15 protein-coding genes are annotated in these 18,385 nt (G+C 71.5%); 9 read left to right on the top strand and 6 right to left on the bottom strand.

The features are described from left to right. Nucleotides 1-89: 89 nt before the first annotated feature. Entirely contained in the window at nt 90-1,046 is a 957-nt protein-coding gene (locus tag OG538_RS06660; RefSeq protein ID WP_406091119.1) for a GNAT family N-acetyltransferase, read from the bottom strand. A gap of 175 nt (nt 1,047-1,221) precedes the next feature. Here OG538_RS06660 and OG538_RS06655 point away from each other — a divergent pair, with 175 nt between their 5' ends. Then, nucleotides 1,222-1,788, top strand: a complete 567-nt coding sequence (locus OG538_RS06655; protein ID WP_406091117.1) for an FHA domain-containing protein — start codon at nt 1,222-1,224, stop codon at nt 1,786-1,788. Between the two features lie 359 nt (nt 1,789-2,147). Then, the gene (locus tag OG538_RS06650; protein ID WP_406091115.1) at nt 2,148-3,167 is read left to right on the top strand and encodes a cytochrome P450; all 1,020 of its coding nucleotides are present in this window, start codon (nt 2,148-2,150) and stop codon (nt 3,165-3,167) included. Here OG538_RS06650 and treY read toward each other — a convergent pair. Together treY and glgX are read right to left on the bottom strand one after the other, a co-directional pair. After that, the gene (treY, locus tag OG538_RS06645; protein WP_406091113.1) at nt 3,112-5,520 is read right to left on the bottom strand and encodes a malto-oligosyltrehalose synthase; all 2,409 of its coding nucleotides are present in this window, start codon (nt 5,518-5,520) and stop codon (nt 3,112-3,114) included. The genes OG538_RS06650 and treY overlap by 56 nt on opposite strands. Before the next feature lie 78 nt (nt 5,521-5,598). After that, nucleotides 5,599-7,761: a glycogen debranching protein GlgX gene (glgX, locus tag OG538_RS06640; RefSeq protein ID WP_406091111.1), complete on the bottom strand. Its 2,163-nt coding sequence runs from the start codon at nt 7,759-7,761 to the stop codon at nt 5,599-5,601. Between the two features lie 388 nt (nt 7,762-8,149). Between glgX and OG538_RS06635 the strand changes: the two genes are divergently transcribed. Continuing rightward, a complete protein-coding gene (locus tag OG538_RS06635; RefSeq protein ID WP_406091109.1) occupies nt 8,150-9,382 on the top strand; it encodes an SAV2148 family HEPN domain-containing protein in 1,233 nt (410 codons plus the stop codon). Nucleotides 9,383-9,541: 159 nt separating this feature from the next. Further along, nucleotides 9,542-10,285 (top strand): 3'-5' exonuclease, encoded by a 744-nt coding sequence (locus OG538_RS06630; protein ID WP_406091107.1) that lies wholly within the window; start codon nt 9,542-9,544, stop codon nt 10,283-10,285. 16 nt (nt 10,286-10,301) lie between these two features. On the opposite strand, the gene OG538_RS06625 is transcribed toward OG538_RS06630, so the two are convergent. Then, nucleotides 10,302-11,168, bottom strand: coding sequence for a phosphotransferase enzyme family protein (locus tag OG538_RS06625; RefSeq protein WP_406091105.1), 867 nt, complete (start codon nt 11,166-11,168; stop codon nt 10,302-10,304). A 125-nt stretch (nt 11,169-11,293) separates the two neighbouring features. On the opposite strand from OG538_RS06625, the gene OG538_RS06620 reads away from it, so the two are divergent. From OG538_RS06620 to OG538_RS06600, 5 genes are all read left to right on the top strand, one after another. Continuing rightward, nucleotides 11,294-12,244 carry a carbohydrate ABC transporter permease gene (locus tag OG538_RS06620; RefSeq protein ID WP_406091104.1) on the top strand — a complete coding sequence of 317 codons (951 nt, stop codon included), beginning with the start codon at nt 11,294-11,296 and terminating at the stop codon, nt 12,242-12,244. Further along, the gene (locus OG538_RS06615) at nt 12,241-13,080 is read left to right on the top strand and encodes a carbohydrate ABC transporter permease (protein ID WP_406091102.1); all 840 of its coding nucleotides are present in this window, start codon (nt 12,241-12,243) and stop codon (nt 13,078-13,080) included. Before OG538_RS06620 ends, OG538_RS06615 begins: the two co-directional genes overlap by 4 nt. After that, nucleotides 13,080-14,372 carry an ABC transporter substrate-binding protein gene (locus tag OG538_RS06610; RefSeq protein WP_406091100.1) on the top strand — a complete coding sequence of 431 codons (1,293 nt, stop codon included), beginning with the start codon at nt 13,080-13,082 and terminating at the stop codon, nt 14,370-14,372. The genes OG538_RS06615 and OG538_RS06610 overlap by 1 nt, the downstream gene beginning before the upstream one ends. Nucleotides 14,373-14,825: 453 nt before the next feature. Continuing rightward, complete coding sequence (locus OG538_RS06605) at nt 14,826-16,028, top strand: S8 family serine peptidase (protein WP_406091098.1); 1,203 nt, start codon at nt 14,826-14,828, stop codon at nt 16,026-16,028. 194 nt (nt 16,029-16,222) lie between these two features. After that, the gene (locus OG538_RS06600; RefSeq protein WP_406091096.1) at nt 16,223-16,606 is read left to right on the top strand and encodes a DUF4440 domain-containing protein; all 384 of its coding nucleotides are present in this window, start codon (nt 16,223-16,225) and stop codon (nt 16,604-16,606) included. A 7-nt stretch (nt 16,607-16,613) separates the two neighbouring features. Here the strand turns inward: OG538_RS06600 and OG538_RS06595 are convergent, their stop codons facing one another. After that, nucleotides 16,614-17,444, bottom strand: coding sequence for an ABC transporter ATP-binding protein (locus tag OG538_RS06595; protein ID WP_406100012.1), 831 nt, complete (start codon nt 17,442-17,444; stop codon nt 16,614-16,616). Between the two features lie 20 nt (nt 17,445-17,464). After that, nucleotides 17,465-18,334, bottom strand: a complete 870-nt coding sequence (locus tag OG538_RS06590; protein ID WP_406091094.1) for an aldo/keto reductase — start codon at nt 18,332-18,334, stop codon at nt 17,465-17,467. Nucleotides 18,335-18,385: the final 51 nt, after the last annotated feature.

The following is an 18,385-nucleotide window of genomic DNA, read 5'->3' as shown; positions in this document are numbered from 1 at the left end:
TGTCCTCCTGAGGGCCGAGCCGCAATGCCACACCAAGGCCTCCGCGCAGGGCCGGCCAGGGGAGGCGGACGGCCCGGCGCGGGGTTCCGTCAGTCGTCCCAGACCATGTCGAAGGCGCGCTCGAAGTTGACGTAGCCCAGACGCGCGAAGGACTTCGCCATCGGTACGTTGCCGAGGTCCGTCGCCGCCCGGATCCGCTCCACGCCGTCCTGGCCGGCCAGCACCCGGGTTCCCTCGGCGAGGAGTTCGTCGATGTAGCCATGACCGCGCCGAGCGGGCAGCACGCCGATGTACGCGATGATCGGGTTGTAGTTGTTGCGCGCCGGGATCACGAAGCCGACCGGTTCGCCGTCCGGGAGTTCGGCGATGCGCCACCACTCCTGCGGGGTCGAGTAGTGGGCGAGCTCCTCGTCGTAGTGCTTCTCCGCGGCCTCGCGCGCCGACAGGCCCGACGCCAGGTCCTGCTGCCCGTGGGCGTCCAGGGTGCCCTCCATCACCGGCGTCATCAACGCGAGGAGATCCTCGCGCCCGGCGACCGGGCGGAACCTCAGCCGGCCGCTGTCGGCGGGTACGGGAGTGCCCGCACGCCACTCCAGGCGCAGCCGTTCCACGAGCATGCGTGCGCCGGTGCGCTCCATGACCCGGATGCGGGCCTCGACGACATCACGGGAGGCCGGGTCCTCACGCCAGTCGGGCGGAACGAAGCGCCCGTACTCGGGACGCGGGGCGCCGGCGGGGACGACGGCCGCCGTCGCCGCTTCCAGCAACCGCAGTCCCGCCTCCCCACGCTCGGGCTCGGGCAGCGTGTCGTCCAGGTCGAAGAAGTCGAGCAGGAGCGGCTCCTTGCCGTCCTTGCCCCACCAGGCGATCCGCGCCACCACCCGGTCGTCCCGCAGGGCCACCCACATCCACTCCGGGCGGCGGCGGCCCGTCGCGAGGTCGTCCGCCAGTTCGTGGTCCAGGACGTAGGACAGCCGGCAGAAGAGGTCGAGTTCTTCCGGGCCGCTGATCGGACGGATGGTCAGGTCGAGTGGTGCGTCGAGCACGAATCCCCCACAGGTGTACGGGCACGTCCGGGCGGTCGCCCGGACGGCGCGGCGGCCGACAGTAGCAACGCCGGGCGCGCGGCGCCCCGTAAATTCCCGGGGCCGCGCAGGTCAGGAGGGCGGAAAGCAGCGTTGTTCTGGACACTTCGGGGCGGTCGGCCCGACAATTGGCCGTGTGACGTCCTCCTTCGAGTCCCACACGTATCCCGCGCGGCTGTCCGACGCCCAGCGCGACCGTGTTCTCGGTGTGCTCAGAGAGGGCGCGGCGCAGGGCAAGCTCTCCCACGACACGTTCATGCGGCGCATGGAACTGGCCCTGATCGCCAGTCGTTCCGAGCAACTGGACGCGCTCACCGCTGACCTGGAGCGCGACGGGCGCTGGTCGCGGCAGCTGTTCCGGGCCGTGAGCGGTGTCTCCGGCTTCCCCGAGCGGGTGCGCAGGGCCTGGCGTGCCGAGCGGCTGCCCAAGCTCCTGCTCCCGGCGCCGAGTCCGCACCCCCTGCTCATCGGCCGTGACCCGGGCAACGGGCTGCGCCTCAGCCACGAGACGGTTTCCCGGATGCATGCCGAACTCACCGCTCACGGCGACCGATGGGTGCTGCGTGACCTCGGTTCGACCAACGGCACCTGTGTCAACGGGCAGCGCGTGACGGGGACGGTGTCGGTGCGCGAGGGGGACCAGGTCAGTTTCGGCAGAATGACCTTCCGGCTCTCGGCACCCGCGCTCCGCCCGCCGGCCTGAGGGCTGCCTGCGATCCCCGGCGGGCGCACCACGACGGCCGCGGCACCTCGCCGCGTCGTCGGAACGCCCGAATACATCCAGGAGGCGGACAGACCTCCGCCTGCGCGGTGCTCACTGCGGACCCCGAAGCGGGAAGCGGGAGCTCGCGGTCTTCTTCCGCGTCGGGCTGACCGGCGCCGCCGCCGCGTTCACCGAACCGCTGACCGCGTGCCGGCCGCCCGGCATGCCCCGGCCCGGACCGGACGGTGACCGCCCCGTCACCCGTACGGCCGTACACCGACTGCGGTGGACCCGTTCAGGTGATCAGCTGAACGGGACCGCGCCGCGCACCGGCGCACCGGACACCCCGGGGGTGCGCCATGCAGGCAGACACACCCGGAGACATACCGGCCCCGACGCCCTCGCCCGAGCACGGCACCGCCCGTCGCCCGTCCGCGCGACCCCGCCGTGCGGCCCGTGCCGGCGGCGGCCCCAGCCTCCTCGCGCCGGGCGCGGCCCACGACCCTTACCGGCTCTACCGGGTGCTCCGCGAGGAGTACCCGCTCATCTACGACGCGCCGCTGGGCGCCTGGCTGGTCAGCCGGTACGACGACGTTGCCACCGCGCTCACCGACCCGGGGTTCGCGGGCTTCCCGCACGACGGAGCACCCCGGGGCGGACCGGCACCGCAGGGCCTCTGCCACGGGAACTTCCGCTGTCTGCCGAGCGACCGGTACGCGATGCCGACCGGCTCCGTGCCCGGGCACCTGGCCGAGCGCGTCGAGCGGACCGCCTATGTGCTGGCCCGAAGGATCGCCCAACGCCCGCAGGCCGACCTCGTCGAGGAGTTCTGCCGCTGGCTCCCCGCCGGTGCGCCGGCTGCCGACACCGGGACGTCCTGCACCCGGCACACCGGCCTGCGCCAGACCGCACTCGCCTCGTTCCTCGCCAATCTGCTGGACGACCCGGACCTGATGGCCGCCATGCGCATCGAACCCGCGCTCACCGGCCGGGCCTGGACCGAGTCGCTGCGCCGCGACCCGCCCGTCCAGGTCGTGCTGCGCCGCACCGTCACGGAGGTCACCCTCAGCGGCGGGACCCTGCCCGCGCGGGCGCCCGTCGCCTGTCTGATCGGCTCGGCGGGCCGTGACCCGGAACGGTTCGCCGCACCGGACGTGTTCGATCCCTTCCGCCGGGACCAGGACCGCGGCACCCCCGGCCCGGCCGGCTGCCCCGCCGTGCTGCTCGGCCGGCTGGAGGCCGAACAGGGGCTGCGCGCCCTGCTCGACGCGATGCCCGGCCTGCGCTGGGCGGAGGGCTTCCGCCCAGCGGCCACCGGCCTGCTCACCCGTGGTCCGCGCTCCCTGCTCGTCCGTCCTTGGACGGGTCGGCCCGGCTGAGCAGCACCACCGGCCGCTCCGCGAACAGCTCCGCCAACGGCACCGACCCGCCGGAGAACTTCCGGCCCGGCGTCAGCAGATCGCGCCACACACCCTCGTCCGGCAGCGTCAGCTCCGTGCCGCGCCAGCCGCCCGACTCCGCGAGCCCCAGCGACAGTCGGGTCACCGCGGTGACCACCTCGCCGGAGCGGCAGAAGGCCAGACAGTGCACCTCCGCCGGACCGGAGGCGGTCAACGGTGCGTACGTGCCCGACTCGCCGAACACCTCGGGCCGCTCCCGCCGCAGCCGCAGTGCCGTCTCGGTCAGCTCTCCCTTCTCGTCGGCAGGAGCCCCGTCGGACGGCTGCCGGAACGGGCGCCGGTTGTCCGGGTCGACCAGCGCCAGATACTCCCGCTCCGTGCCCTGGTAGAGATCCGGCACTCCCGGCATCGTCAGGTGCACCAGCGCCGCGCCCAGCGCGTTGACCCGCGCATGCGGGGCGAGCCCCGCCGCGAATCGCTCCAGGAGCGCCCGCGCCGCACCGGTGCCGGCGGCCGGACCTGCGGCGACGAAGTCCGACGCCGCCCGCTCGTACACCGGGTCCGGTTCGGTCCAGCTGGTGAACAGCCCCGATTCACGCACCGCCTTGAGCAGCGCCGGCTCCAGCCGTGCGGCCTGCTCCCCGGGCGGTAGGCCCGCACAGCCGAGCGCCGTCTGCCACGCCTGCCAGGCGAGCTGCGGATCGGGGGCGGCGGGGGCCGTCCGGGTCAGCTCGGCAACCAACTCCGCCCACGGCCCGGGGCACTGCGACAGCACCGCGATACCCGCCCGGACGTCGGCGCTGCGCTTGGTGTCATGCGTCGTCAGAGCCGTGCCGGTGGCGGGCCAGTCGCGGGCGAGCCGCGCGCAGAAGGCGTGGAACTCCTCCGGAGCCACCGCCGGGCGCCCCGGGTCGCCGCCCACCTCGGTGGCCGAGACCAGCGGCACATACCGGTAGTAGGCCGTGTCCTCGACCGCCTTGGCACGCAGCGCGGACGCGGTCTGGGCGAACCGGGCGCAGAACGCCGCCCGGTCCTCGCCCGCGCCGAGCCGTCCCAGGGCCAGCTCCCGCACCACGTCGACGGCCGAGGCCTCCTCCCGTACCGCGAACGCGGCCTTGGCGTCGCTCACCGCGGCCGCGTCGAGCGTCGCCTCGGCCGTCTCGGTGCAGGGGCCGCCCGCCGTCACGTACGGGCGGTATACCGGGACCCGGACCAGCAGTTCGCGCACGGCGGTGTGCAGCGCCCAGGGGGCGTGGTCGCGCAGCTCGGGGTCCTCGGCGCAGATGCGGGAGGCGATCCGGGTCAGCAGCTCCGTCTCGGCGGCCAGCTCATGGGTGACGACGCGGTACGCGGCCCGGCGCACGGTCGCTGTCCAGTAGCCGCCCCGGTCACCGGCCGGGGCGACGAACTCGCGGTACCCGCCGAGCAACTCGGCCGTGCCCACCGGGTCGACGAAGAGCCCGTCGATCCGGTGCAGCGCGTCATACCCCGTCGTCCCGGCGACGGCCCATCCGGCGGGCAGTGGCTCGGGGCCGGTGAGGATCTTCTCGACCACCGTCCACACCCCGCCGCTCGCCTCCGAGAGCTGGTGCAGATAGCCGGCCGGATCGGCAAGCCCGTCCGGGTGATCGATCCGCAGGCCGTCCACGACGCCGTCCCGCACCAGCTCCAGGATCTTGGCGTGGGAGGCGGCGAAGACCTCCGGGTCCTCCACGCGCACCCCGATCAGCTCCGAGATGGTGAAGAAGCGCCGGTAGTTCAGCTCGGTGCGGGCCAGCCGCCACCAGCCGAGCCGGTAGTGCTGGGCGTCCAGCAGCTCGGGCAGACCGAGGTGGGCGGTGCCGGCCCGCAGCGGGAACTCCTGCTCGCCGTAGCGCAGAACCTCCCCGTCGACCCGCAGCCGGTCCATCTCCTCGCCGATCCGTCCGGCGAGTACGGGCAGCAGGACCCGCCCGTCGCCCGCCGTCCAGTCGATGTCGAACCAGCGGGCGTACGGGGACCCGGGTCCCTCGCGCAGGACCTCGCGCAGCGCGTGGTTGTGCCGCGGGTCGGCGGCCATGTGGTTCGGCACGATGTCCAGGACGAGGCCGAGCCCGTGCGCGCGCGCGGTGCGGGCCAGCCGGCGCAGACCCTCCTCGCCGCCCAGCTCGGCGCGTACCCGGCTGTGGTCGACGACGTCGTAGCCGTGCTGTGAGCCGGGCACCGCCTCGAGCACGGGGGACAGATGCAGATGCGAGACGCCGAGCGAGGCGAGGTACGGCACGGCGTCCTCGGCGGCCGAGAACGGGAAATCCGGCTGGAGCTGGAGCCGGTACGTGGCGGAAGGCGTCATGGGAACTTCCGTACCCAGATCCGGACCGCCTGTGTCACTCGGGCACGGACAAGTGCACGACCGGCGGCCCCCGCCGCCCTACGCCGGCCGCTGCAGCACCACCATGCTCCGCCCCACCAGCGTCACCCGATCGCCCGCCGCCACCTTGGGGCCCGCCCCGGTCAGTACTCCGTCCGGGCGGGCCGTGTCGACGACCGCCAGCCACTGCCGTCCGTGATTGACCGGGACGGCGAATTCCAGCGTCTCGGCGCTCGCGTTGAACATCAGCAGGAACGAGTCGTCGGAGATCCGTTCCCCGCGCGGGCCCGGCTCCGAGATGGCGTGCCCGTTCAGGAAGACCGTCAGCGCCTTGGCGTGCGCCGCCTGCCAGTCCCGCTGGGTCATCTCCTGGCCCTCGGGGGTGAACCAGGCGATGTCCGAGAGCTCGTCATGCGTGCCTTCCACGGGACGCCCGTGGAAGAACCGCCGGCGACGGAAGACGGGATGGTCGCGGCGCAGCCACACCATCGCCCGGGTGAACTCCAGCAGACTGCTGCCGAGGCCACCGCCGTCCTGCCCGTCCGGCTCCTCGTCGTCGGCTGCTGCCCCGGCCGGTTCGGGCCAGTGCACCCAGGACAGTTCGCTGTCCTGGCAGTAGCCGTTGTTGTTGCCCCGCTGCGTACGGCCGAACTCGTCCCCATGACTGAGCATCGGCACACCCTGGGACAGCATCAGCGTGGCGATGAAGTTGCGCATCTGACGCTCGCGCAGCTCCAGCACCTCGGGCCGGTCCGTCTCGCCCTCCACGCCGCAGTTCCAGGACCGGTTGTGGCTCTCGCCGTCGCGGTTGCCCTCGCCGTTGGCCTCGTTGTGCTTGTCGTTGTACGAGACCAGGTCGTGCAGCGTGAATCCGTCGTGGCAGGTCGTGAAGTTGATCGAGGCGAGCGGCCGCCGCCCGTCGTCCTGGTACAGGTCGGAGGAGCCCGTCAGCCGGCCGGCGAACTCGGCCAGGGTCCGGGGCTCGCCGCGCCACAGGTCCCGCACCGTGTCCCGGTACTTCCCGTTCCACTCGGTCCACAGCGGCGGGAAGTTCCCCACCTGATAGCCGCCCTCGCCCACGTCCCACGGCTCGGCGATCAGCTTCACCTGGCTGACCACCGGGTCCTGCTGCACCAGGTCGAAGAAGGACGACAGCCGGTCCACCTCGTGGAACTGACGGGCCAGGGTGGCCGCCAGATCGAAGCGGAAACCGTCCACGTGCATCTCGGTCACCCAGTAGCGCAGCGAGTCCATGATCAGCTGGAGCACGTGCGGGGAGCGCATCAGCAGGGAGTTCCCGGTCCCCGTGGTGTCCATGTAGTAGCGCTGGTCGTCGGCGAGCCGGTAGTACGAGGCGTTGTCCAGACCCCGGAAGGAGAGCGTCGGCCCCAGGTGGTTGCCCTCGGCCGTGTGGTTGTAGACCACGTCGAGGATCACCTCGATGCCGGCCTGGTGCAGCGCGCGCACCGCCTGCTTGAACTCCAGGACCTGCTCGCCCCGGTCGCCCCAGGAGGCGTAGGCGTTGTGCGGGGCGAAGAAGCCGATGGTGTTGTAACCCCAGTAGTTGGCGAGCCCCGCGTCCGCCAGCCGGTGGTCCTGGACGAACTGGTGCACCGGCATTAATTCGATGGCCGTGACGCCGAGCTCCGTCAGATGCGCGATGACCTCCGGATGCGCAAGCCCGGCGTACGTACCGCGCAGCTCCTTCGGCAGCCCCGGATGGAGCATCGTCAGGCCCTTCACATGGGCCTCGTAGATCACCGTGCGGTGGTAGTCCGTACGGGGCCGTCGGTCGTCGCCCCAGTCGAAGTACGGGTTGACCACGACCGAGGACATGGTGTGCGGCGCCGAGTCGAGGTCATTGCGCGCGTCGGGCCGGCCGAACGGATAGCCGTACACCGCCTCGCCCCACTGGATCTGCCCGGAGACAGCCCGTGCGTACGGGTCCAGAAGCAGCTTGGCGGAATTGCAGCGGGCACCGCGCTGCGGTTCGTAAGGACCGTGCACACGGAATCCGTACCGCTGACCGGGCATCACCCCGGGCAGATAGGCATGACGGACGAAGGCGTCGGTCTCTCTCAGCTCCACCGCCGTCTCGGAACCGTCGTCGTGCAGCAGGCACAACTCGATTCGGTGGGCGGCCTCCGAGAAGACCGCGAAGTTGGTCCCGGCGCCGTCGTACGTGGCACCGAGGGGGTACGCCTGTCCCGGCCAGACCTGCATAGATTTCGACTCTTCCACTCTGATGCTGTTGCCTGAGGAATGCGGGCTCCCTGGGGCAGATCTTCCCCGAAAGAGCGGCCCTTACCTAGGACCGGACGGCAAATGGGGGCCGGCGTCGCGGACACCGTCCGGTCCGGTCAACATCGGACCCGCACCACGACGCCCAGAACCGGAATCCGGAACCCCGCTCGGCCGGTTGCCCGGAATGCGGCTTGGCGCGGGGTGTTCAATCACTATGAATCCGCTCACTCCGGCAGATCTCGCCACTCGGAACAAGCGTGCATCCTAGGGGAGTTGGGAAAGGAGCCTGTGCATCCGGCTGCACCGGCTCCCGCTCGCGGAGTACCCTTCCTTGATCGTTGGTGGGGGAGTGGAAGGCGGTGCGCGGGTGAGCTCGGGAGGGTTCGAGCTGCCCCCAGGTGACACGGGTCACGAGGGGGATCTGGCCGATGTCCCGCCCGGGGCGGTCTCGCTGGCGCAGCCCCTGGAGATCGGTGCGGAACTGGACTGGGGCGCGGAGGCCTGGAGCGAGGTGCGCACGCGCGCCCAGCGGGCGGGGCGCGCCTACATCTGGCTGAACCTCGTGGAGCAGCGGCTGCGCGCCGTCGTCGCCGCGGTGCTCCGGCCCATCTACGAGCCGGTCCATGGTGAGGACTGGGTGGTGGCCGCGGCGGGACCCGCCGGGCAGGAGTGGGTGCAGCGTGCCGTCGCCGTGCGCGAGGTGTCCCGGCGCAAGGGCTATCTGCTGGACCCGGCCGACGACAACGTCCTGAGCTTCCTCACGTTGCCGCAGCTGCGGGAACTGATGGTCCAGCACTGGCCCTGCTTCGAGCCCTACTTCGACGACCGGCGTGACGTCGAGCTGGCGCTGGACGAACTGGAGGTCGCCCGCAACGTGGTCTCCCGCAACCGCGCCCTCAACGAGGCGGTGCTGGCCCAGGCCGAGCGGGCCTCCGCCCGGCTGCTGGAGATCCTCGGCAGCGGCGCGGCCGTTCCCTCCGCCGACCGGCTCCCGGTCGACGCCGTGGAGGAACTCGTCGGCGACCGCTACGCGGACGTGGTCTCCGTCCACCCGGACCGGGTGCGGCTCCAGCGTCAGCTGCCCGCCGAGGACCTCTTCGGCGGAGCGCGCCGGCTGGACGCGATCGGAATAGGGCTCAACCTGCTGGTGCAGAACTTCTCCGGGCGCCGGCTGATCCGGCTCGCCGAGTCGGGCTGCCGGATCCGGCTGCTCTTCATCAACCCGGCCAGCAGCGCGGTCAAGCGCCGTGAGCGGGAGCTCGGCCTCAAGAAGGGCGAGCTGAGCCGGTCGGTGGAGATGAACATCCTCCACATGCGCCGGGTCCGCTCCAAGCTGCGCGACCCGGGCGCCTTCGAGATCCACGTCTTCGACGAGACGCCTCGCTTCACCGCCTACCTGGTGGACGGTGACGGAGCCAATGCGGTGGGGGTCGTCCAGACGTATCTGCGCCGGGCGCGCGGCATGGAGGCACCGGTGCTGGTGCTGCGGGGCGGTGGGCGGTCGGTCGTCCGGGCCGGCCAGGACAGCGAGCACGGGCTGTTCGAGACGTACCGCGAGGAGTTCGAATCGGTGTGGACGGACTCCCGGCCGGTTTCCTGAGGGCCGCCCCTCCGCGTGGACGGGCTTCCTCCGGTTCCCTGAGGGCCGTCTCCCCGGCGTGGACTTCCAGCGGCTTCCTGAGGGGCCGTCCCTCCGCGTTGTCAGTGCCCCGTGCGAGGGTGGTCGTCATCCGGGGGAGCACCACGAAGGAGGTACGGGATGAGCTGGCACCGGCATGCGCTGGTCGGCTTCGACCTGGAGACGACGGGTACGGAGCCGCTGGAGGCCAGGATCGTGACGGCCGCGGTCGTCCGGGTCGACGGCCCGGACGGGGAGCCGGCGAGCCGGCACACCTGGCTGGCCGATCCGGGGATCAGGATCCCCGCACAGGCCTCGGCGATCCACGGCATCAGCAGCGAGCGGGCGGTGGCGGAGGGCCGGCCGGTGCGCGAGGTGGCCGACGAGATCGCCGACATGCTGACCGGTTACTGGCGCCAGGGCATCCCGGTGGTCGCGTACAACGCGGCCTTCGATCTGACGCTGCTGACGGCCGAGTTGCACCGCCACGGACTGCCCTCGCTCAGCGACCGGCTCGACGGCGAGGGGATCGGGCCGGTGATCGACCCGTACACGATCGACCGGGCGGTCGACCGCTACCGCAAGGGCAAGCGCAATCTGGAAGCGGTCTGCGTCGAGTACGGCGTGGTCCACGGGGGAGCGCACGACGCGGCGGCGGACGCGCTGGCGGCGGTGCGGGTGGCGTACGCGATAGCCGCCCGGCACGGCTCGGTGGCCGCCCTGGCGGCATTGGAGCTGCACGAGCGCCAGATCGTCTGGTACGCGGAGTGGGCCGCCGACTTCCAGCAGTTCCTGCGCCGCAAGGGCACGGCGGACGCGGTCATCGACGGCCGCTGGCCGGTACGGGAGCCGGTGCGTGAGGCGGAATCAAGCCGTCCCCTCTGACCTGGGGACCGGGCGTTCAGAACGGGTACCACCGCACCGACGGGTCCCCGTCCCGCAGGGACGCCACCCGGCGGTGGAACTCCGCGAGTGCCTTCGGATTGGCCGGGGCGTGCTGCGCGACCCACGCGCAGCTCGCCGTCTCCCGGGCCCCGCGCAGCACCGCGCAGCCGTCCCACTCCCGTACGTCCCACCCGTACGCCGAGGTGAACGCGTCATAGGCCTCGGCGTCCAGCCCGTACCGGTCGCGGGACAGGGCGAGCACCACCAGGTCGTGCTCGCGCAGATCTGTGGAGAACGTCTCCAGGTCCACCAGGACCGGCCCGTCCGGGCCGACATGGACGTTGCGTGCGAGCGCGTCGCCGTGGATCGGGCCGGGGGGCAGCTGCGGGACCAGGGCGGCGGCCGCCGCCGCGAAGCCGTCGCGGCGTTCGCGCAGATACGCGGCGTCGGCCGGATCGATCGACTCGCCGGCCAGACTCAGCCACCGCTCGACGCCGCCCAGCAGTTCCCGGCGGGGCAGGGCGAGGCCCTCCGGGGCCGGCAGTGCGTGCACCGCCCTCAGCAGCGGTGCGAGATCCCGCGGCTCGGCGGGCCGCACCGCGTCCGGCAGCCGGTGCCACAGCGTGACGGGGTGGCCCTCGACCAGCCGCGCCCCCGGCTCGGCCGCCCGCACGGCGGGGACGTCGGAGGCGGCGAGCCACCGTGCCACGGCCACCTCGCGTTCCGCCCGGTCACGCAGCTCCGGACTCCGCAGGGCGTCGCGGCCGATCTTGACGACCAGGTCGCCCACGGCGAACACCGCGTTCTCGCCCAGCGCGATCAGCGACGCGCCGCCGGGCAGTCCGGCAGCGGTCAGCACCTCGCGCGCTCGCATCTCGTTCATGGATCCGATTTTCGCATCCGTGCAGGCTGCCTTGACGAACCGACGGGCCGTCAGCACGATGGCGGAGGCCACCTGAGCGGCCAGAACGGTATGTAGCCGGTCGAATGACGCAAGGGGGCGTATTTATGACATTGGCGAATGCAACCGTGCAGTCCGGACGGCACGGGCCGCCGGGCGACCCGCGTGGCAAGCAGTCCGGGCAGATCAACCGGAACGCCGGAACCTGGTTCCTGGTACTGCCCGCCCTGATCCCGATCCTGATCCTCAGTGTGGGGCCCCTGCTCTACGGCATCGCGCTGGCCTTCACGGACGCCCAGTCGGGCCGGACCCGGTCCACCCAGTGGGTCGGCGTACTGAACTTCCAGGACCTGCTCCACGACGGACTCTTCTGGGAGTCGTTCCGCATCGGTCTGGTCTGGGCGGTCGGCGTCACCGTCCCGCAGTTCGTCCTGGCCCTCGGTCTCGCCCTCCTGCTCAACGAGAACCTGCGGATGCGCTGGCTGGCCCGCGCCTTGGCCATCATTCCGTGGGCGATGCCCGAGGTCGTCGTCGGCATCATGTGGCGCCTTGTCTACAACCCGGACGCCGGCATCCTCAACGAGACCATCCGCGACCTGGGTCTCGGCGACGGCCGCGACTGGCTGACCGGCCTCGCCACCGCACTGCCCGCGGTGATCCTCGTCGGGGTCTGGGCCGGGATGCCGCAGACCACGGTGGCCCTGCTGGCCGGGCTCCAGAACACTCCGCACGAACTCCACGAGGCGGCCGCCCTGGACGGAGCGGGCGCCTGGCGCCGGTTCCGTACAGTCACCTGGCCCGCGCTCAGGCCCGTCGCCCTCTCCATCACCGCGCTCAACTTCATCTGGAACTTCAACTCCTTCGCCCTGGTCTACGTGCTGACCAACGGCGGACCCGGCGGCCGCACCCGGCTCCCGATGCTCTTCGCCTACGAAGAGGCCTTCCGTTACGGACAGTTCGGCTACGCCGCGGCAATGGGCTGTGTGATGGTCGCGGTGATCTCCGTGATCCTCGCCGTGTACCTCGCCGGACGGCTCAGGGGAGGCGAGGACCGATGAGTCTGCGCACCAGCAGGCCCGCACGCGCCGGACAGTACCTGGCGCTGCTCTGCTACCTGGTCTTCCTGGCCTTCCCGTTCCTGTGGCTGATCTCCACCGCCTTCAAACCCGCTCCCGAACTGGGCTCCCTGCACCCCACCTGGATCCCCGAGCACCCGACCCTGGACAACTTCCGGCAGGCCTTCGACGAGCAGCCGCTGCTCCGGGCCGCCGCCAACTCGCTGATCGCCGCGCTCTCGGCCGGCGTCATCGCCGTCCTCATCGCGACCCCGATGGCCTATGTGATGGCCCGCCACCGCTCACGGCTCTCCACGGCCGCCACCGGCTGGGTCGTGGTCAGCCAGGCGTTCCCGTTCGTCCTGCTGATCATTCCGCTGTTCCTGGTCCTCAAGCATCTGCATCTCATCAACACCCTGTGGGGGCTGATCATGGTCTACGTGGTGTGGGCGCTGCCCTTCGCTCTGTGGATGCTGGTCGGCTACGTACGGGCCGTGCCGCCCGAGCTGGAGGAGGCCGCGGCGGTCGACGGAGCCGGCCGGCTGCGGATACTCGTCTCGGTCACCGCCCCGCTGCTGGCCCCCGGGATCGTCGCCACCGCGCTCTTCGCGTTCATCACCGCCTGGAACGAGTTCTTCTTCGCCCTCGTCCTGCTCAAGACCCCGGAGAAGCAGACCTTGCCGGTCGTGCTGACCCACTTCCTGGGTGCGGAGGGTGCGAGCGACCTCGGGCCGCTCGCCGCCGCAGCGTTCCTCGCCACCCTTCCCTCGCTCGTCCTCTTCGCCGTCATCCAGCGGCGGATCACGGGCGGCATGCTGGCCGGGGCGGTGAAGAGCTGATGCGCGCAGTGGTACGTACGGCAGCCGTGGCGGCCACCGCGCTCGCCCTGCTGCTCACCGGGTGCGCCGGGGACGGCGACGACGGAACGGACGGGAAGATCCGGATCCGCTTCCAGTCGCTCGCCTGGCAGAAGGAATCCGTCGACATCAACAAACAGCTGGTGAAGGAGTGGAACGCGAGCCATCCGGACATCGAGGTCCAATACGTCCAGGGCAGCTGGGACAGTGTCCACGACCAGCTCCTCACCTCCTTCGAGGGGAACGAGGCCCCGGACGTCATCCACGACGCCTCCGACGACCTCGCGGACTTCGCGTACGGCGGCTACCTCGCCGATCTCCGTAAGCTCCTCCCGAACCGGCTGACCGACGACATCCCCGCGCAGAGCTGGCAGACCGCCACCTTCGACGGCGGTGTGTACGGGGTGCCGTTCCTCCAGGAACCGCGGGTCCTGATCGCCAACACCAGGATCCTCAAGGACTCCGGGGTCCGCATCCCGACCCCCGAGAAGCCCTGGAGCTGGCCGGAGTTCCGACAGGTCACCAAGCAGCTGACGGGCAAGGGCCGTTACGGAGTCGCCTGGCCGCTCAAGGAACCGGTCTCCGTCACCCTCAACCTCGGCCTCTCGGCAGGCGGCCAACTGTTCCACCGCCGCGCCGACGGAAAGGTGGCCATCGAGACGGGCGAGGGCGACCAGGTGGTCCCGGGCACCATCCACGATCAGGTCAACACCGACCACAGCGCCGCCCGCACCGCACTCGGCATGGGGGGTGGCGACACGCTGCCCGGCCTCTTCGGCGGGAAGTACGCCATGGTGCCGCTCGGGTTCTCCTACCGCCAGCAGGTCGTGGAACAGGCCCCGAAGGGCTTCGAGTGGACCGTGCTGCCCGCCCCGGCCGGCACCGGGGGCCTGGCGCAGGGAGTGAGTCCGCAGACCCTGTCCGTCGCCGAGGACAGCCCGCACAAGAAGGAGGCCGTGGAGTTCATCGACTTCCTGCTGCGGCCCGCGAACATGGTGCGCCTGGCCAAGGGTGACTGGATGCTGCCGACCGGCACGGCCGCCCTGGCCGACCCCTCGCTGCACACCGCAGACCGGGGCTGGGCGACCGGTGCCGCCCTCGCTGCCGCCCTGCGCCCGGCACCGGCCCAGTCCGTGCGCGGATACCCCGAGTGGAAGGACAAGGTCGCCACGCCCGCGCTCCAGGAGTACTACAGCGGGGCGATCGACTCCGGCGAGCTGAAGAAGCGTCTGGTGGAGGACGGGAAGCGGGTGTTGGCCCGCTATCAGCGGTGAGTACGGACGGGTACGGAAGGAAGGGCTGTCCCGCGATTCCCGGTGGATCAGCGCGCGCGTCGGATGCGGTGCATCGCGAGGTCTGACGGTGGACCCCGCGCAGACGGCGTCCGATGTCCCCCTTGCCGGGCTGATGGGTGTGACAGGGGTGCGGATCGTCCGACGCTGAACACGCTCGGCCCCGCCCCGTTCGTGACGAAGCGTCATGAACGGGGCGGAACGCTGCCTGCGGGACTGAGGCCGATGGTGTCCGGCCGGTGACGGGCAGTGGTTGTGGGGGACTTGGGTGCGGGTGGTCGTCTTCCTGTGACGAAATCATGGGCAGGGCGTCGTGGGCCCAGGGAAGGTCTTGATCTGCGCGCGTCAATCAGTAAGGGTTTCGAGCCAGCCCCCGGAGATCTTCCGGCCGAGGGTCAATCCCCCCACAAAGAATGACGAGGAGAACCCCTCTTCATGGCAATTCACAAGCGCGCACGCCGGTTCCAGCTGACTGCCGCCATCACCGCGGTGGCCGCGGCAGCCGGAGTCACCCTGCTGGCCGTCCCGTTCGCCGGAGCGGCACCCGCCCCCGCGACCGGCAAGATCTACGGCGCCGACGCGTCGACCGCCGTCTCCGGCAGCTACATCGTGATGCTGGACCAGAAGGCCGACAAGGCGAAGCTCGCCAAGGAGTACGGCGGCAAGCTGAAGCGCAACTACGCCTCCGCCATCAACGGCTTCTCCGCCAGCGGCCTTTCGGAGACCGAGGCCAAGCGCCTCGCGGCCGACCCGGCCGTGTCCAAGGTCGTCCAGAACAAGAAGTTCCACGCCAGCGCCACCCAGGACAACCCGCCGTCCTGGGGCCTGGACCGCATCGACCAGGCGGAGACCGCCGGGGACAAGGCGTACACCTACCCGGACAGCGCGGGTGAGGGCGTCACCGCGTACGTCATCGACACCGGGGTCCGCACCACGCACCAGGAGTTCGAGGGCCGGGCCAGCTCGGGCTTCGACGCGGTGGACAACGACGACAGCGCCGACGACGGCAACGGCCACGGCACCCACGTGGCCGGCACCATAGCCGGGGCGACGTACGGCGTCGCCAAGAAGGCCAAGATCGTTGCCGTGCGTGTCCTCGACGACTCCGGATCGGGCACCACCGAGCAGGTCGTCGCCGGAATCGACTGGGTCACCGAGAACCACCAGGGCCCGTCCGTCGCCAACATGAGCCTCGGCGGCGGCGCGGACGAGGCGCTCGACGCGGCCGTCCAGAAGGCCATCGCCTCCGGAGTCACCTTCGCGGTGGCAGCCGGGAACGAGTCGAGCGACGCGGGCGCGGGCTCCCCGTCGCGCGTCCCGGAGGCCATCACGGTCGCCTCCTCCACGGTGGACGACGAGCAGTCCTCGTTCTCCAACTACGGCTCGGTCGTGGACATCTACGCGCCGGGCTCCGACATCACCTCGTCATGGAACGACAGCGACGACGCGACCAACACCATCTCCGGCACGTCCATGGCGACCCCGCACGTCGTCGGTGCCGCCGCCGTCTACCTGGCCGGGCACCCGGACGCCACCCCGGCGGAGGTCGCCACCGCGCTGACCGGGGGAGCCACTCCGGACGCCATCAGCAACGCCACCGAAGGGACGGCGAACAAGCTGCTGAAGGTGGTTGAGTAGGACCCGGCCGGCCACCGCGCCCTCCCCCACGGGGCGCGGCGGCCGTACGGCTCGGGAAGATCGTCCTATGGTGTGCCCATGATGATGTACGCGGCGCCGTCGCCCGGGAAGGGCGGGAGCGGTCACCGAAGGCCCACCGCGGGCGGGACCCGCGCGCCGCACACCGGATCCGCGCGGACGGCCGGAGGCGGCGCATGAGCGAACCGTCCCCGGGCGTGGCCGCCGCCGTCGAGGGCGAACTCCGCCTCCTGGACCCGGTGGTCCGGGCCTCCACCGCACTCCTCATCCAGGTCCTGCACCCCGACTTCCACGAGGTCGACACCACCGGCCGCCGCTGGGACCGCGCGATGGTCATCACCTCGCTGATCTCGGACGAAGCCCCCCGGCCCGGACAGCTCACCGCCTCACGGATGCGCGGGGTCCAGCTCGCCGACGAGCTCGTCCACGTCACCTTCGACACCGAGGCCAGGGGCAAGCGCGCCCATCGCAGTTCCCTGTGGCGGCTCACCGAGGCGGGCTGGCTCCTCTATTACCACCAGGCCACCCCCTTCCTCACCGCCACGCCCCACGACGGGTGAGGCGGTGTCAGCGACGGTCCGCCCGCTGGGCCCGCGCCGTCCACCGCCCGTCGGTGCGAGCGATCCGTACCGGATGACCGAAGCAGGAACTGACCAGCTCCGTGGTCAGCACCTCGACGGCGGGCCCCGAGGCCGTGCACCGTCCCCCGCGCAGCAGCATCGCGTGCGTGGTGGAGGCCGGCAGCTCCTCCAGATGGTGCGTGACCAGCACCGTCGCCAGCTCCGGGTGCTCCTCGCGCAAGGCGTCAAGACTGTCCAGCAGCTGCTCCCGGGCGGCCAGATCCAGCCCGGTGGCCGGCTCGTCGAGCAGCAGCAGCCGGGGCTGCGGCATCAGCGCACGGGCGATGAGCGTACGACCGCGCTCACCCTGCGAGAGCGCCGGCCAGCGGGACCGTGTCTTCCCGCCCATCCCCAGCATCTTCAGCAGCCTCTCTGCCCGCTCCCGCTGTTCCGCCCCGGGCGACCACCGCGGCAGCGGCTCGACGGAGTTGGTCAGACCCGTCAGCACCACCTGGCTCACAGTCAGCGGGGAACGCAGCGGATGGCGCGGATCGACATGGCCCAGCAAGGTCCGCAGCTCCCGCAGATCCACCCGGCCGAGGGTGCGCCCCAGCACCTCCACCGTGCCCCGGGTGGGGTGGGTGACCGCCCCGAGCAGCCCGAGCAGGGTGCTCTTGCCCGCGCCGTTGGCGCCTAGCAGGGCCCAGTGCTCCCCGCTCCGCACGGTCAGCGAGACCGAGTCGAGCAGCACGTTCCCCTCCCGTACGAGCGAGACACGGTCGGCCCGGATCACCGGCGCAGGGGCGGTCGGGGCGGACTGGACGGGGGCTGCGGTCACGGTCACGTGCGTGTACTCCTTCATGCGGAGGCGAGGGCCTCCAGGCGGCTCATGTCCTCGGTCGTCAGCCGGATCTCCCGCGCCCCCAGGTTCTCCGAGAGATGGGCGGCCGAACCGGTGCCCGGGGTCGGGCACAGGACGGGGGAGCGGTGCAGCAGCCAGGCGAGGGCGATCTGTCCGCGGGTGGCACCGTGGTCCTGCGCGACGCCGTCGAGCGCGGCGGCGGCGTCGCCCGTCAGCGCGCCGTTGGCCAGCGGGAACCAGGGGAGAAACGCCAGGCCATGGGTCTCGCACACCTTCAGTACCGCGTCCGAGCCGCGGTCGAGGAGGTTGAAGCGGTTCTGCACCGAGGCGATCCCGGTCAGGGAGAGTGCCTGCTCCAACTGGTCGGCGGTGAGGGTGTCCAGACCGATGTACCGGATCTTACCTTCCTGCCGCAGCGCATCCAGGGCCCCCAGCTGATCGGCCATCGGCACCCGCGGATCCAGCCGGTGCAGCTGGTACAGGTCGATCCGGTCGGTCCGCAGCCTGCGCAGACTGGCCTCGCACATCGCGCGCAGCTGCTCGGGCCGACCCGCGATGTGCCAGGCGCTGGCGCCGGTCCTCACGACTCCGCCCTTCGTGGCGATCACCAGGTCGTCGCGGTACGGGCGCAGCGCTTCGGCCACCAGTTCCTCGGCCACCCCCGGGCCGTAGTTGTCGGCGGTGTCGATCAGGGTGACTCCCTGCGCCACCGCCGACCGCAGCACGGTCAGCGCGTCCCGGCGGTCTCCGCGAGGACCCCAGTACCCGGGGCCGGTCAGCTGGGCGGTGCCGTAGCCGAGACGGCGAACGGGCAGCTCACCGCCGATGAGGAACGAACCGTCGGGGGAGGGGAGCGATGCAGACATGCAGGAACAGTAGTCCGAGGGCCCCCGGTCCCCGCGGCCGGTCACTCTCGC

It is taken from the genome of Streptomyces sp. NBC_01013, from assembly GCF_045162765.1.
GTDB lineage: Bacteria > Actinomycetota > Actinomycetes > Streptomycetales > Streptomycetaceae > Streptomyces.
This window is presented reverse-complemented; position numbering and strand designations above follow the sequence as displayed.

Coding starts and splice junctions, on each gene's coding strand:
- OG538_RS06650 (WP_406091115.1), top strand. CDS start 2,148: ATGCAGGCAGACACACCCGGAGACATACCGGCCCCGACGCCCTCGCCC.
- treY (WP_406091113.1), bottom strand. CDS start 5,520: ATGACGCCTTCCGCCACGTACCGGCTCCAGCTCCAGCCGGATTTCCCG.
- glgX (WP_406091111.1), bottom strand. CDS start 7,761: ATGCAGGTCTGGCCGGGACAGGCGTACCCCCTCGGTGCCACGTACGAC.
- OG538_RS06630 (WP_406091107.1), top strand. CDS start 9,542: ATGAGCTGGCACCGGCATGCGCTGGTCGGCTTCGACCTGGAGACGACG.
- OG538_RS06625 (WP_406091105.1), bottom strand. CDS start 11,168: ATGAACGAGATGCGAGCGCGCGAGGTGCTGACCGCTGCCGGACTGCCC.
- OG538_RS06620 (WP_406091104.1), top strand. CDS start 11,294: ATGACATTGGCGAATGCAACCGTGCAGTCCGGACGGCACGGGCCGCCG.
- OG538_RS06615 (WP_406091102.1), top strand. CDS start 12,241: ATGAGTCTGCGCACCAGCAGGCCCGCACGCGCCGGACAGTACCTGGCG.
- OG538_RS06610 (WP_406091100.1), top strand. CDS start 13,080: ATGCGCGCAGTGGTACGTACGGCAGCCGTGGCGGCCACCGCGCTCGCC.
- OG538_RS06605 (WP_406091098.1), top strand. CDS start 14,826: ATGGCAATTCACAAGCGCGCACGCCGGTTCCAGCTGACTGCCGCCATC.
- OG538_RS06600 (WP_406091096.1), top strand. CDS start 16,223: ATGAGCGAACCGTCCCCGGGCGTGGCCGCCGCCGTCGAGGGCGAACTC.
- OG538_RS06590 (WP_406091094.1), bottom strand. CDS start 18,334: ATGTCTGCATCGCTCCCCTCCCCCGACGGTTCGTTCCTCATCGGCGGT.